Genomic DNA, 13,952 nt, shown 5'->3' with positions numbered 1-13,952 from the left:
AGTAAGGCCTCGCCGTGAGCGTGGCACCCGGCTGGTACGTCGACCCCGCCGACCCGCAAACCCGCAGATACTGGGACGGCGAGGGCTGGATCGGCGCGCCCATCCCCGTCGATGCCACCCCACCCGAGGGCCCACCCCCGCCCGAGCCCGAACCGGCACCGGAACCCGAGCCGGTGGCTCCCACCACGCCCACCCCACCGGCCGCCGGTCCACCCCCGGGGCACCCCGCACCCGGTGGCTGGCAGCAGGGGCCGCCGGTCGGCGATCCCCGGTACGGGCCACCGCCGGGTTGGCCCTACCCGACCTGGCCCGGGCGCCCGCCGGAGCCCCGGCCGCACGGTCTGCCGCTGGCCAGCTTCGGTGCCCGACTCGGCGCCAGGCTCATCGACTTCGGCATCGTGTTCGTGCTCAACGTGCTGGTCAACGGCTGGTTCGTCGCACGCCTGCTGGACGAGATCTCGGCGCCGCTCAACGAGTTCGGGCGCCGCCTGCAGAACCCGGAACGCAACACCGAACCGCTGCCGCCCGCAGGCGACCAGACCGGATCGCTGATCGTGGTGATCCTGCTGATCGCCACCCTGCTCTGGCTGGCGTACGAGGTGCCGTCCATGGCGGCCAGCGGGCAGAGCTTCGGCAAACGGCTGGTGGGCATCCGGGCTGTGCCGGTCGAGGCGGACGCCCCGCTCGGCTTCGCCCGCGCGCTGCGCCGGTGGAACACCCTCGGTCTGCCCACCCTGCTCTGGTACTGCTGCGGCCTCGGTCTGCTGCTCCAGTTGATCGACGCGCTCTCCCCGCTCTTCGACCACCCGCTGCGGCAGGCGCTGCACGACAAGCGGGCGCAGACCGTGGTGGTCAAGGTTCCCCGTACCCCCGCCGAACGCGCCAACCCACCCGGAGATGCCCCATGACCGACACCGGACGCCAGCCGACAGTGCGGCTGACCCGCGCCGACCTCGACGCGCTACCCAACTACGTGCCCGGCCGCAGCCCGGCTGACCTGGCTCGGGAGCTGGGCCTGCCGGAAGCCATCAAGCTGGCCAGCAACGAGGTGCCGTACGGCCCGCTGCCCGGCGTGGTGGAGGCGGTCGCCGAGGCCGCCGCCGGGGTGCACCGTTACCCGGACATGGGGGTCGTCGCGCTCCGCCAGGCGCTCGCCGACCGGTACGGGGTGGACGCCGACCGGGTCGCTACCGGCTGCGGCTCGGTGGCGTTGGCCGAGCACCTGGTACGGGCCACCTGCCTGCCCGGCGACGAGTTGGTCTACTCGTGGCGGTCGTTCGAGGCGTACCCGATCATCGCCGCGACCAGCGGTGCGACCAGCGTCAAGGTGCCCAACGACGCCGGGCACGGGCACGATCTGGCGGCGATGGCCGCGGCGGTGACCGACCGTACGCGGATGATCCTGGTCTGCAACCCCAACAACCCGACCGGCACCGCCGTACGCCGCGCCGAGTTGGACCGTTTCCTCGACGACGTGCCGGACGACGTGCTGGTGGTGATCGACGAGGCGTACCGGGAGTTCGTCACCGACCCGGAGGTGCCCGACGGACTGACCTACGCCGACCGGCCCAACGTGGCGGTGCTTCGCACCCTGTCCAAGGCCTGGGGGCTGGCCGGCCTACGGATCGGTTTCCTGGTCGCGCAGCCACAGGTGGCGGCGGCGGTACGCAAGGTCGTCACGCCGTTCTCCACCAGCGCGGCGGCGCAGGCCGGGGCGCTGGCCGCGCTGGCCCAGGCGGACGAGGTGCACCGGCGGTGTGCGCTGGTGGTGGCCGAGCGGGAACGGCTCACCGAGGCGCTGGGCAAGCTGGTCCCGGACGTACCCGCCAGCCAGGCGAACTTCGTCTGGCTGCCGCTGGGCGACAAGGCGCTGGAGTTCGGCAAGGCGTGCGAGGCCCGGGGCGTGATCGTCCGGCCGTTCCCCGGCGACGGGGTACGGGTCACCATCGGCACCCCGGCCGAGAACGACGCCTTCCTGGCCGCCGCCGAGTCCGCGCTGGCCTGACTCCGGCCACAACCAGTGCTGGCCTGACTCCGGCCGGCCATCGGCCCTGGCCCGACTGGGCCGTCGAGCTGAGCCGGGCCGGTCCGCCATCCCCCAGCGGACCGGCCCGGAAGCCCACGACCAGCAGCATACGTCTCTTTTGTCCACTTTGGGGCCAATTCGACGCTGGTCAGGTCGCGGCCAGGATCAACGGTTCTGCGGTGAAGTAGTAGGCGTGATCGTCCCCATCGGGGTCGATCGGGCGCCGTAGCCGCTCCACCACGACATATCCGTCGGCGGCGTACGCCGTCCCCAGCGCCCATCCCGTGCCGTCGGAGCCCGCGTTCAGCACGAACCGGGACAGCTGACGACCGGTCGTCAGCTCCAACGTGACCAGCTCATTCTTCTCGGTCAGCACATGCGCCCGGCCGGACTGGACGGCGATCAGCCGACCCGGTCCCACCGACGCCCGCCAGCGTTCGGTGCCGTTGCGCACCGCGCGGCCGGTCAGTACCCCGTTCGCCAAGGTCACGGCCGTCGCGTCGAACAGCTCCGCGTCCGGGCCGTCGAGCATCGGGGCCGGAACCGGCCCACCCGGGCCGAGCAACCAACCCCGGGTCGCCACGTCGCCCGGACCGGCGGTCCGCAACCCCGCGCAGCCCGTCGGTCCGCAGCCGATCAGGGTCGCCGTCAGCTCGTCGCCGGCCTCCGAAGGACGCCACCGGTCATCCACCGCCCCCGTCGCCGCGTCCCGGAACTCGACCACCGCCGGTCCGTCGCAGTGCTCCACGGTGAGCAGCTGACCGCTGGTGCTGCTGCCGATCGGCTCCCGGCAATCGAGCTCCACCTCGGCCCGCCACAGCTGCGCGCCGCCGGCCAGGTCCACGGCCCGCATCTCGCCCGCGCCGGAACTCACCACCGCGTCCCGACCGTCGGCCGTGCGGACCACGGAGAGGCCACGCGGCGCCCAGACGACGGCCGTCCCGGTCCGGCGGGCGGCCCGCTTCCGGGCCGGCTCCGGGCCGGTGGCACGCCAGGTGACCTGCCCGGTACGCGCGTCGAGGGCCACCAGGTCACCGTCGGACCACCGGCTCACCACTGTTGTACCGCTCGCCACCACCGCGTCCAGCGTCGCCGGCCAACGACGGTACGACCAGTACGGTGTGCTCCGGTGCCGGCCGTCGGCCGGTTGGTCGGCATAGACCTGGCGCTGTGCCGCGTACACCCGCAGCCGGCCGTCGACGATCAACGGGGCGACCGGCAGACGCCCCACCACCCCGGGTGCCGGCCGGCTGAGCGCGGGATAGTCGCCTCGGGCGGTGGTGCTGACCTCGGCCGGGGCCAGGACGCGGTACGCGACGAGCGCCAGCGCCGCGGCGACCCCCGTCGCCGTCGCCGCTGCCACGATCCGCCGCTGACCCGTCGTCCACCCCATGCCGTACCTCCCCGCCCGGCACCCTACCCACCGGTCGGCGCAGGCCCCGGGGGAGGCCCGAGGCAGCGGTCAGGCCGCCCTGCGGCGGTCGGCGGCGGCGGCCAACGCGGCAATGTCCCGCCGTAACACCTGCTCCGCGGTCCGTACGGCCAATCCGCCGAGCAGCAGTGCGGCGGCCCGGCCGGCGGGCGCGGCGGGAAGGGCACGCACCGTCACCCGCACCGCGGCGAACCGGCGTCGGCGTCGCCGTACCTCGCGCAGCGTCCAGGTGATCCGGTAGTCGGCTCCGGCGCCGGGCGAGCCGAGCACCAGCCGCCGGGGTGGCTCGGCCACCAGCACGACGAACTCTTCGATCAGTTTGCTGCCGTCCGGCCCGGTGCGGGTCTCGCGCCAGGCGGTGCCCGGTCCGAACGGCCCCGGCGTCAGCACCTCGACCGGTTCCTCGATGTGAAAGGAGCGGGGCAGTGAGGTCAGCAGGCACCACAGGTCGGCTGCGGGCGCCGCGACCAACCCCTTGACCGCCACCGTCGACATGCCACCTCCGTGGTGTCGACGGTACGCGCGGTGAGCACGTTGCGTGGCCCCCGGGGCAGATCGTCCGCCCCGGAGACCCTGGGTATCAGCGGACGAAGCCACCATCGCGGATCGCGCCGACGAACGCGCTCCAGCCCTGCGGGCCGACCACCAGCACCGGCCCAGTCTGGTCCTTGGAGTCGCGTATGCCCACCACACCGTGGCGGCGGGCCAGGTTGTCGGCCACCTCCACGCAGAGACCCTGGTCATTGGAGCGGCTGCTGGTACGCCAGACCGCGCCCACGAGATCGTGCATCGTCGTATCTCCCTCGGGTTCGACATGCCGCCCGCCGTGACCGGGCCGACCGGAACGGAGGCCCGGTCGGCCCGGCGCGGCGTGGCGACGGAATTCCGAGGCGATCAACGAAGCGGGTGACGGGCCTTGATCGCACAGCCGGTGCGACAGCGACAGACCTGTCGGAAAGGGGTCAGCAGGCCGGCACGATCGTCCCCGTAACCTCGGCCAACGTGATGGTGGCGCCGTCCGGTCCGGGTGCGGTGGCGGTGATGGTGACGGTGTCCCCGTCGAGCAGGAAGGTGCGTTCCGCCCCGCCCACCGTCAACGGCTCGGCGCCACCCCAGGTGAGTTCCAGGAACGAGCCGACCTGGTCGCGTCGGTCACCGGAGACGGTGCCGGAGGCATAGAGGTCACCGGTACGCAGCGAGGCGCCGTTGACGGTCAGGTGGGCCAACTGCTGGGCCGGCGTCCAGTACATCCCGGCGAACGGCGGCTCGCTGACCGTCTCGCCGTTCCAACGCACGGTCAACCGCAGGTCCAGCCCGACGTGCGGATCGTCGCGCAGGTAGTCGAGGACCGACGGGTCCTGCTCCGGCGCGGCGACGTACGCGTTCCGCAGCGCGTCCAGCGGGGTCACCCAGGCGGCGATCGAGGTGGCGAACGACTTGCCCAGGAACGGGCCCAGGGGCTGGTACTCCCACGCCTGGATGTCCCGGGCCGACCAGTCGTTGACCAGCACCACACCGAAGACGTGCTCGGCGAAGTCGGCGGCGGCCACCCGAGAGCCGAGCGGACTGGGTACGCCGACCACGAACCCGACCTCGGCTTCGATGTCCAGGCGCGCCGACGGGCCGAAGACGGGCCCGTCCTTGCTCGGCCGCTGGCCCTGCGGGCGTACCACCGGGGTGCCGGAGACCACCACGGTGCCGGCCCGACCGTGATAGCCGATCGGCAGGTGCTTCCAGTTGGGCAGCAGCGCCGGCTGGCCGGGGCGGAAGATCTGGCCGACGTTCGAGGCGTGCTGCTCCGAGGAGTAGAAGTCCACGTAGTCGGCGACCTCGATGGGCAGCTCCATCCGTACCTGGTCCAGCGGCACCAGCAGTGGCTCCACGGCGACCCGGTGGGCCGGATCGGTGAGCAGTTCGGTGATCCGCTGCCGTACCGCCATCCACTGCGGACGACCCAGCGCCAGGAACGTGTTGAGCGTCGGTCGGCGCAGCGCCCCGCCGGCCAGCACCAGGCCGGCGGCTTCCGCAGCGGCCAGGTCCAGGACGGTGTCGGCGATGCGTACGCCGATGCGCGGCTCGCCGTCACCGACCCGGAACACCCCGTACGGCAGGTGGTGGATGCCGAACCCGGAACCCTCCGCGCCCGCCACCCAGCTGACTCGCTCGCTCATGCCTGATATCCCCCGTTCACCAGCCCCAGCCGGATCAGATCGGTCAGTGGTTCCACGATGCTGCACGAGCCGAAGCCCACCCACAGCGGACGCGCCAGGTCGTGTCGGCCTTCGATCTGCTGCACCAACGGTCGCTCGTCGCGCACGGTGAGCAGTTCCGTCACCGCGTCCACCCCGGCCCCCTCGGCGGCGGTTAGCGTCGCGGCGAGCACGTTGGCGAAGCCGTGCTGGGTGATGCCGGTTTCCGGGTCGAGGTGCCGCACCGCGTGGTGCAGCCCGGCGGTCAGCTTGAACGGCAACTGCCGGTCCCGGCAGGCGCAGATGACCGCCGCCAGCTCGGCAGGGCTGGGGAACAGCTCGGCGGCCAGCCCGCCGGTGCGGAACTTGGCCGCGACCGACAGACCTCGGGATCTCGCCTCGGCGAGGGCGTCCAGAGCAGCCGTCAGCCCGAAGGTCAACGGGATCTCCGCGAACACGGCGACGTCGTCCAGCCGTTCGGTGAGCTTGATCAGCTCGGCCAGGCCGGGCTGCGGGTCCTCGCCGCGCTTGGCGACCGGGGCCTCGATCTGCCGGACGGCGACTCCGAGCGGCGGCAGGAACGACAGCGCAAAGGGCAGCCGGTCCAGGCCGGTGTCGCCGATCAGCCCGATCACGAAGCCCTCAGCCGGGTCGACCAACCCGCTCAGTTCGCCCGCCGCGACCTTCGAGGCGGGCAGCAACAGCGGGCCGACGAGGTCGGCGTACCAGGCGGCACGGTGTCGCCGGTGGGCGGCAACGGCGTCGGGCAGCGACGCGCTGCCCGGCGGAAAGACGGCGGCATCGTCGACCAGGCCGGCGACAAGTGCGGGCAGCTGCGTTGACACGAGACAAGAATGTACGGGACGCTACAAGGAGCGGACAACAGCGTCCGATAATCGGACGCAGCTGGTGGCCGGGAGGGCGACATGCCGTACTACCGCAGCGTCGGTGAACTGCCGCGTAAGCGCCACACCCAGTTCCGGCAGCCCGATGGCAGCCTCTACACCGAGGAACTGGTGGGCCAGGAGGGCTTCTCGTCCGACTCGTCCCTGCTCTACCACCGGTACGCCCCCACCGCGATCGTCGCCGCCGAGGAGTTCACCCCGCCCGCCGTGACCCGGGTGCCCAACCTGCCGCTCAAGCCCCGGCACCTGCGCACCCACAAGCTCGACGGCACCGGAGCCGACCCCGTCCTCGGCCGGCGTTACCTGCTCGCCAACGACGACGTACGGATCGCCTACGTGCTCGCCGACCGGCCCTCCCCGCTGTTCCGCGACGCCACCGGCGACCACTGCCTGTACGTCGAGGCGGGCACCCTGCGGGTCGAGTCGACCTTCGGCGTCCTGGACGCGGTGGCCGGCGACTACGTGATCATTCCGACCTCGACGGTGCACCGGCTGGTGCCCACCGGAGACACGCCGACCCGACTGTTGGCCGTCGAGGCCTCCGGCCACATCGGTCCGCCCAAGCGCTACCTGTCGGTACGCGGCCAGTTCCTGGAACACTCGCCGTACTGCGAGCGTGACGTCCGGGGACCGGACGCGCCCCTGCTGGTCGACGGCACCGATGTCGAGGTGCTGGTACGCCACCGGTCCCGGGCGGCACGCCCGGGTGGTGACGGCACAGTCTGGACGCGTCATGTTTTTGCCAACCACCCGTTCGACGTGGTCGGTTGGGACGGGCACATGTACCCGTGGGCCTTCTCCATCCACGACTTCGAGCCGATCACCGGCCGGATCCACCAGCCGCCGCCGGTGCACCAGACCTTCCAGGGCCCGAACTTCGTGATCTGCTCGTTCGTCCCCCGCAAGGTCGACTACCACCCGGACGCCATCCCGGTCCCGTACCACCATCACAACGTCGACTCCGACGAGATGCTCTTCTACACCGGCGGCAACTACGAGGCGCGGCGCGGTTCCGGCATCGAGCAGGGTTCCATCTCGCTGCACCCGTCCGGCTTCACCCACGGCCCCCAGCCCGGCGCCGCCGAACGCTCGATCGGTGTCGACTTCTTCGACGAGTTGGCCGTCATGGTCGACACCTTCCGCCCGCTCGACCTGTGCGACGCGGCAGCTGACTGCGAGGACGACGCCTACGCCTGGACCTGGTCCCGCCGTTGACGAAGGAAGGGCCCCTTGTTAACGCCTAACGAGGTAAAGGGGCCCCCTATTAACGCCAGGCTGCCCGCCGCGACGGCAGCGACGGCAGCGACGGCAGCGACGGCTCAGGCTGTCGGGCGGGAGACGATCGTCAGCTGGGCGACGGTGGCGATGCCGATGGCCAGGACCAGTGGCCAGGGCGTGCCGACCAGCGCATAGAGCAGGATCAGCGCGGGTGCGGCGACTGCCGCGTACACGGCCAGGACGAGCGGACGATCGGTTCGCCGCAGTACGGGCAGGACGGTCCGGGTCAGACCGGGCAGCCGGGATGCGTGCCGCCGCAGCACGATGGCCGCACCGACGGCCGCCACCACCGCCATCAACCGGGAGAGCCCGGAGCCGGTCGTGGCCGAACAGGCGATCACGATGGCAGCGACCATCGACCAGCCGGCTCCCCAGAGCACGAACTGCCGCAGCGCCGCCGGCACCGGACGACGCGCGACGAACGGGCCGGTGTCGGAGCGGCCGGCGGCTACCGGACCGCCGCCGAGCTGGCTCGATCCGGGGAAGTCGGTCGCACCCTGATCCGGCTGCCGTCCACCGGCGTCCGGGCCGGATTCTGGCCGGCGCTCGCCGGTGGGCCTCTCCCACCCGTCGGCCGGCCCGCCTGGCCAGGCATGGCCTTCGGCCGGCACGCCGGGCCTGGTCTGCTCCTCCGCCGATCCGCCGCCCGAGCGCCCGCTCAGCCCTTCAGCGGGCCAGCCCGGCCGGGTGGACTCCCCCGCCGGCCAGCCGGGCCCGGTGGGCTCGCCCGTCGGCCAGCCCGGCTGCTGGCCTGCGCCCGGGCCCGTGGGCCGGTTCGGATCATGCCTGGTCTCGTCCAGTCGACTCGGATCGTCCGGGGCCCGATCCGACCGCCCTCCGTCGGGCCGGCGGGGATCGGTCGGGGGCAGGGTCGGCACGGCCGCCTCGGCCAGCCGCTCCAGGGTCGCGCTCCAGCGTCGTTGTTCCAGCCGCAGCACACCGACGTCCTCGCCCACCTCGGCCAGCCGCGGGTCCAGCCGTAACGCTTCCCGGTAGGCCCGCTCGGCGAGATCGAACATCTGCATGTTCGCCGCCACCAGGCCGAGCACCAGATGGCCCTGCGGCTCCTCAGGCGTCAACTCCACGGCGTGCCACGCGGCGTTCAGCGCGGGCTGGCCGTTACGGGAGCCGGCCAGGATCGCTGCCGCGCTGCGCTGGGCGTACGCGTCCTCCGGGCCCAGGGCCAGGATCTCGTCGGCGGTACGCGCAGCCTCGCCGTACCGTTCCAGATCGCCGAGGGCCAAACCACGCAGGACGAGCGGGGCGACCTGCCCCGGTGCGGCGGCAACGGCGGAGTCGGCGGCGGCCAACGCTTCGACGGGCCGGCCGGCGGCCAGGTGCACCCGGGCGAGCATGACCAGGGTTTCCGCGTGGGCGGGGTCGAGAGCGAGCGCGAAACCGAGTTCACCGGCGGCTTCGTCGTAGCGGCCCAGCTCGGCGAGGAGGGTGGCGCGCTGGAGGTAGCCGTCGGCGGCGGGCGGGTCAGCGGGGACGTCGGCGGACATCGCGCGAGCCTAGGCGCTCGGCTGCTCGTACACCAAGGCCACCGCGATGCCGGCGAGTCCCTCGCCACGCCCGGTGAAGCCCAGCCCGTCGGTGGTGGCGGCCGACACGGTGACCGGAGCACCGACCGCCTCCGACAGCACCCGTTGGGCCTCGTCCCGACGCGGGCCGATCTTGGGTCGTACCCCCACCACCTGCACGGACACGTTGCCGATGGCGAAGCCGGCGGCGCGGACCCGGCGCGCGGTCTCGGCCAGCAGGCGTACCCCGCTCGCCCCGGCCCACTCCGGCTGCCCCACCCCGAAGTTGGCGCCGAGGTCACCCAACCCTGCGGCGGAGAGCAGCGCGTTGCAGGCGGCGTGCGCCGCCACGTCGGCGTCGGAGTGCCCGGCCAGACCATCCTGGTCCGGCCAGTGCAGGCCCGCCACCCAACAGGGCCGCCCGGCCTCGAAGGCGTGCACGTCCGTGCCGATGGCCACCCGAGGAACGATCATGAATCGAGGGTACGCGTCACAGCCCGGTCGCCAGCAAATGCTCGGCCAGGGCGAGATCGAAGGGCCGGGTGATCTTCAGGGCGTGGTCTGAGCCGGGAACGCAGAACACCGGAATGCCCTGCTTCTCCACCAGCCCGGCGTCGTCGGTCAACGCGTCACCGGCGGCGGCATGCGCGGCGGTCAGCACCGACCGGCGGAAACCCTGCGGGGTCTGCACCGCCCGCAGGGCACGACGGTCGACGGTGCCGAGTACCACCTCACCCGCGTCGACCTCCTTGATCGTGTCGACCACCGGCAGTACCGGGATCACCGCGTCGTGCCCGGCCCGCACCGCAGCTGCCACCGACTCCACCAGGGTGGGCGGGGTCAACGCACGCGCCGCGTCGTGCACCAGGATGATGTCGGGTCCGGCGGGCACGGCCGCGAGGGCGGCGGCCACGGACTCCTGCCGTTCGGCCCCGCCTGGCACCACCGTGACCGGGGCGATCGGGGCGAGCAGGTCACGTACGGCCGCGACCTCGGCGATCGGGGCGGCCACCACGATGGTGTGCACCGACGCGGCGGCGGCCAGCCGGCGGACCGCGTGCACCAGCAGCGGCTCCCCGGCCAGCAGCCGCAGCGCCTTGGGTCGGCCGGGGCCGAGCCGTACGCCGGCACCGGCCGCAGGCACGAGGACCGCGACGTCACCGCGCGGATTCAGCTGCGCGGTCACGTCGCGGTCCTCGATGGTTTCTTCGCTACGAAGTGGGTACGACGATGCTGTGCGGACTAGGCCTCGGTCAGCACCTTGTCGAGCAGCGTCTCCGCCTCGTCCTTGGTGCTCTTCTCGGCCAACGCGACCTCGCCGACAAGAATGTCGCGGGCCTTGGCGAGCATGCGCTTCTCGCCTGCGGAAAGGCCCCGCTCCCGCTCCCGGCGCCACAGGTCGCGGACGACCTCGGCCACCTTCAGCGGGTTTCCGGAGGCCAACTTCTCCAGATTCGCCTTGTAACGCCGCGACCAGTTGGTCGGCTCCTCGGTGTGCGGAGCCCGGAGAACGTCGAAGACCTTGCCGAGACCCTCTTCGCCGACCACCTCGCGCACACCCACGATCTCGGCGTTCTCGGCGGGTACCCGGACCGTCAGGTCACCCTGCGCGACCCTCAGGACGAGGTACTGCTTGGGCTCGCCCTTGATGACCCGAGTCTCGATTGCCTCGATGAGTGCGGCCCCGTGGTGGGGGTAAACAACGGTCTCGCCGACACTGAAAACCATAGGTTCGAAACCCCTTTCGCTGTGTCTAGGGTAACACGCTCAGGCACCGATGTCTCACCGCTGCTCTGACCGTTGGCGCAGCTCAGAGGCCCTGTGAGAGGTATTTCTTCGGCTTGACAGATGACCGAGCCGATGATTCGAACACGCTCTGTAATCTGAAGATGACCCCTCGACACGGACGGCGAAAACGTTGTGATCGCCGGCGTGTCCATCAATGATCAACCCACCAATGATCAATACGTCTACGGACCAATACCCCGACGGCAGCGATTACGCCTACGTCAGAGATCAAGTACCTCAGTGATCAAGCAGCTCAGAGATCGAGCACCCAGAGATCAAGGGCTACGCACCCACCCCATGGTATCTCGCCGTGCCCGAGTGCGGGCAGCGGTAGCGAGACCGCGCGCAGTGCGGGACGCTGGAGAAGCGCCACTGTCCGCGCACCCGCGACGCTTCAGGGGGTCGTAATGGGCAAGGCTGACGCCGATGGTCCCGGGCTGCCCGACCTGCCTCCCGAGTGGGGGCGGGTGGTCGTACCGGACGACGCCTCCGCGCTGGCCGAGGAGGCCGAGCAGATCCGCCGCGAGTTGCGCGCAGGGGTGGCGAGCCGGCCGCGCCGGTGGCACCCGTCCACCGTGCCCGTGCTGGTGCTGCTCGTAGCGGTCATCGCCACCGTCGCAGGCCTGGTGACCGTCACCTGGCCTCGGGCGGGCCGGGGCACTCCTGAACCGGCTGCGGCCGGGCCCGATCCCACACCCGCGCAGTTCACCGGGCGAGCGCTACCCGCGTTGGATCTCGTCGACGCCGAGCAGTCGCCGGTACCGCTGCGCGGACTGTTGCCGGCAGTCGTGCTGCTGGTGGACGGGTGCGCCTGCCCACACCAGGTCACCGAGGCAGCCGCAGCGGCACCGGCCGGCGTCAACATCGTCACCGTAGCCGCGGAGAGCCCGCAGGCGGCACCGGACGGCGTCGGCGTACGCGCCCTCGGCGACCCGGCCGGCGGACTGCGCGCCTTCCTGCATCTGCCGGCCCGCTCGGACGCCGTGACCGCCCTACTCGCCGACCGCACCGGCCGGATCGTCCTGGTGGTCGCCGAGGTCGGTTCGATCGCCGACTACCAGGCCGAACTGGCCACCCTCGCCGGCTGAATCCCGCCTGGTCAGGACGAGTCGATCAGACGGGCCACCAGTAGCAGCGACGCCGCACCGGCGGTGGAGAACGACACGGTCACGTTGGCGCCGGTGCCCGTCATCTCCGTCGTGATCACCGTACCGTCGCAGCCCACCGTCAGCGGGTCGGCCGCCTTGGCGCCGATGACCGTGACCAGCAGCTCTCCGGGGCCGGTGCAACTGAAGATCAGCAGATTCCGTTCGCCGCGTTCGAGCCGGGCCTCCCGGACCAGCGCCGCACCCGCGCTGAGCGAGGCACGCTCGGTCCACAACACCACGCGGCGGTCGCCGTCGCGTCCCGCACCCCGGCCGGGGTTGCTCTCGGTGGCGTACCCCACCACCCTCCCCGTACGCGGGTCCACCATCACCGCGCCGGTGGCCGGTTCGATCTCGATCAACGAGGAGGTGCCCGGCTCCTGCCAGTACCTGGCCCGGTCGACTGTTTCCTCCTGCCAGTCGGCGGCCAGGAGGGAGTCCACCGACGTGATCCCGAGACGGTCCCCCGAAGAAGGAACCGGAGCCTGCGCCCGCCACCAGCCGCCACCGAGGGCCAACGCGACGACGCCGACCCCGGCAAGCAAGGCCCCCCGCAAGCGGTAACCGGAATCGACGTCCACGATTAAAGAGTAACCGTCTCAGCACTCAGGTGTGACGTTCCAACAACACCGCGTAAAGGGTCAATCCGGGTCCGAAGGCGAGCATCACCACGCGACGCGGCGACGGCGCGGACCGCAACAGCCGGTCGAGTATCAGCAGCACCGTGGGAGACGAGCAGTTGCCGTGCTCCGCCAGAGTCTGCCGCGACGCGGCCAACCCGGCCGGGGGCAGGGCCAACTCCCGCTCCACCACGTTGAGGATGCGCGGCCCGCCCGGGTGCACAGCCCAGCCGTCCACCTCGGACAACGTCGTGCCGTGGCTGGTCAACATCTCGTCGACCAGGCCCCGGACATGAGCCGAGAGCACTTGCGGCACCTTGGGGGACAACCCCATCCGGAAACCGGTGTCGGTCACGTCCCAGGTCATGTGGTCGGCGGTGGACGAGTCGGTCACCGAGGTGACGGCACGCACCGCGTACCCACGGCCGCCGGGAACCACCACCGCGGCGACGGCGGCGTCCGAGAAGAGCGCGTGCGAGACGATCTGCTGGGTGTCCACCCGAGCCGACGACGGCTGTAGGTGCAGGCTGGTCAGTTCGGCGCAGAGCAGCAACGCCGGCCGACCCCGCGCGGTCACGAAGTCACTCACCGCGCCCAGCCCGGGCAGCGCCGCGTAGCAACCCATGTGCCCCACGAACATCCGCTGGGTCGACGGGGCCATGCCCAGATCCCGGGCGAGCAGGATGTCCAGTCCGGGCGTCGCGTACCCGGTGCAGGAACAGACGACGAACAACCCGACGTCACCGGCGGCCAGGCCGGCTGCGGTCAACGCCCGGCCCACCGCCTCCTTGCCCAGCGGCAGCGCCTCGACCTGGTAACGGCGCATCCGCCGCTCGGTCGGCCAGTCGGAGACGTCCTCGATGAGCGGATTGACCGCGGCCTGCCGCCGATCGACCCCCGAGTTCGCGAAGATCCGCTCAGCGAGCGTACGGGTGGTGCCGGAGTAGTGCCGGGAGAAGAACCGCTCCCACAACTCGTCCTGCGCGGCGGACGGCGGCGAAGCCGTGCCCAGGCCCGCGATCACCGGCACCGCCACGGCTCCACCC

Annotated in this window: 14 protein-coding genes and 1 pseudogene; 4 read left to right on the top strand and 11 right to left on the bottom strand. The window is 71.9% G+C overall.

What is annotated here, in order from left to right:
* Positions 1 to 14: 14 nt before the first annotated feature.
* Together AB0M35_RS17815 and hisC are read left to right on the top strand one after the other, a co-directional pair.
* Positions 15 to 908: an RDD family protein gene (locus AB0M35_RS17815; protein WP_363746510.1), complete on the top strand. Its 894-nt coding sequence runs from the start codon at positions 15 to 17 to the stop codon at positions 906 to 908.
* The gene (hisC, locus tag AB0M35_RS17810; protein WP_363746508.1) at positions 905 to 2,005 is read left to right on the top strand and encodes a histidinol-phosphate transaminase; all 1,101 of its coding nucleotides are present in this window, start codon (positions 905 to 907) and stop codon (positions 2,003 to 2,005) included. The genes AB0M35_RS17815 and hisC overlap by 4 nt, the downstream gene beginning before the upstream one ends.
* Before the next feature lie 169 nt (positions 2,006 to 2,174).
* Here the strand turns inward: hisC and AB0M35_RS17805 are convergent, their stop codons facing one another.
* The 5 genes from AB0M35_RS17805 to AB0M35_RS17785 form a co-directional block, all read right to left on the bottom strand.
* A complete protein-coding gene (locus tag AB0M35_RS17805) occupies positions 2,175 to 3,419 on the bottom strand; it encodes a PQQ-binding-like beta-propeller repeat protein (protein ID WP_363746506.1) in 1,245 nt (414 codons plus the stop codon).
* Between the two features lie 69 nt (positions 3,420 to 3,488).
* Positions 3,489 to 3,953: an SRPBCC family protein gene (locus tag AB0M35_RS17800; protein ID WP_363746505.1), complete on the bottom strand. Its 465-nt coding sequence runs from the start codon at positions 3,951 to 3,953 to the stop codon at positions 3,489 to 3,491.
* Positions 3,954 to 4,038: 85 nt separating this feature from the next.
* Complete coding sequence (locus AB0M35_RS17795; RefSeq protein ID WP_363746503.1) at positions 4,039 to 4,248, bottom strand: DUF397 domain-containing protein; 210 nt, start codon at positions 4,246 to 4,248, stop codon at positions 4,039 to 4,041.
* A gap of 172 nt (positions 4,249 to 4,420) precedes the next feature.
* Complete coding sequence (fahA, locus tag AB0M35_RS17790; RefSeq protein ID WP_363746502.1) at positions 4,421 to 5,629, bottom strand: fumarylacetoacetase; 1,209 nt, start codon at positions 5,627 to 5,629, stop codon at positions 4,421 to 4,423.
* Positions 5,626 to 6,492, bottom strand: coding sequence for a hypothetical protein (locus AB0M35_RS17785; protein ID WP_363746501.1), 867 nt, complete (start codon positions 6,490 to 6,492; stop codon positions 5,626 to 5,628). Before AB0M35_RS17785 ends, fahA begins: the two co-directional genes overlap by 4 nt.
* 81 nt (positions 6,493 to 6,573) lie before the next feature.
* Between AB0M35_RS17785 and AB0M35_RS17780 the strand changes: the two genes are divergently transcribed.
* Complete coding sequence (locus AB0M35_RS17780; protein WP_363746499.1) at positions 6,574 to 7,767, top strand: homogentisate 1,2-dioxygenase domain-containing protein; 1,194 nt, start codon at positions 6,574 to 6,576, stop codon at positions 7,765 to 7,767.
* A gap of 941 nt (positions 7,768 to 8,708) precedes the next feature.
* Here AB0M35_RS17780 and AB0M35_RS17775 read toward each other — a convergent pair.
* The 4 genes and pseudogenes from AB0M35_RS17775 to AB0M35_RS17760 all read right to left on the bottom strand — a co-directional run.
* Positions 8,709 to 9,335 (bottom strand): annotated as a pseudogene (locus AB0M35_RS17775) (tetratricopeptide repeat protein); the annotation flags it as partial.
* Between the two features lie 9 nt (positions 9,336 to 9,344).
* Entirely contained in the window at positions 9,345 to 9,827 is a 483-nt protein-coding gene (gene ispF, locus AB0M35_RS17770) for a 2-C-methyl-D-erythritol 2,4-cyclodiphosphate synthase (protein ID WP_363746497.1), read from the bottom strand.
* 16 nt (positions 9,828 to 9,843) lie between these two features.
* Entirely contained in the window at positions 9,844 to 10,539 is a 696-nt protein-coding gene (gene ispD / locus AB0M35_RS17765) for a 2-C-methyl-D-erythritol 4-phosphate cytidylyltransferase (RefSeq protein WP_363746495.1), read from the bottom strand.
* 56 nt (positions 10,540 to 10,595) lie between these two features.
* Positions 10,596 to 11,081 carry a CarD family transcriptional regulator gene (locus tag AB0M35_RS17760; RefSeq protein WP_007073334.1) on the bottom strand — a complete coding sequence of 162 codons (486 nt, stop codon included), beginning with the start codon at positions 11,079 to 11,081 and terminating at the stop codon, positions 10,596 to 10,598.
* 467 nt (positions 11,082 to 11,548) lie between these two features.
* On the opposite strand from AB0M35_RS17760, the gene AB0M35_RS17755 reads away from it, so the two are divergent.
* Positions 11,549 to 12,229, top strand: a complete 681-nt coding sequence (locus AB0M35_RS17755; protein WP_363746493.1) for a hypothetical protein — start codon at positions 11,549 to 11,551, stop codon at positions 12,227 to 12,229.
* Positions 12,230 to 12,240: 11 nt separating this feature from the next.
* Here AB0M35_RS17755 and AB0M35_RS17750 read toward each other — a convergent pair whose 3' ends face one another.
* Positions 12,241 to 12,867 carry a hypothetical protein gene (locus AB0M35_RS17750; RefSeq protein WP_363746491.1) on the bottom strand — a complete coding sequence of 209 codons (627 nt, stop codon included), beginning with the start codon at positions 12,865 to 12,867 and terminating at the stop codon, positions 12,241 to 12,243.
* A 25-nt stretch (positions 12,868 to 12,892) separates the two neighbouring features.
* Positions 12,893 to 13,942, bottom strand: coding sequence for a 3-oxoacyl-[acyl-carrier-protein] synthase III C-terminal domain-containing protein (locus tag AB0M35_RS17745; RefSeq protein WP_363746724.1), 1,050 nt, complete (start codon positions 13,940 to 13,942; stop codon positions 12,893 to 12,895).
* Between the last annotated feature and the right edge of the window lie 10 nt (positions 13,943 to 13,952).

This window comes from Micromonospora sp. NPDC051196 (genome assembly GCF_040682415.1).
In the GTDB taxonomy this organism is placed as follows: Bacteria; Actinomycetota; Actinomycetes; order Mycobacteriales; family Micromonosporaceae; genus Micromonospora.
Note: the sequence above shows the minus strand (reverse complement) of the source record. Positions and strands in the feature narration are given on the sequence as shown.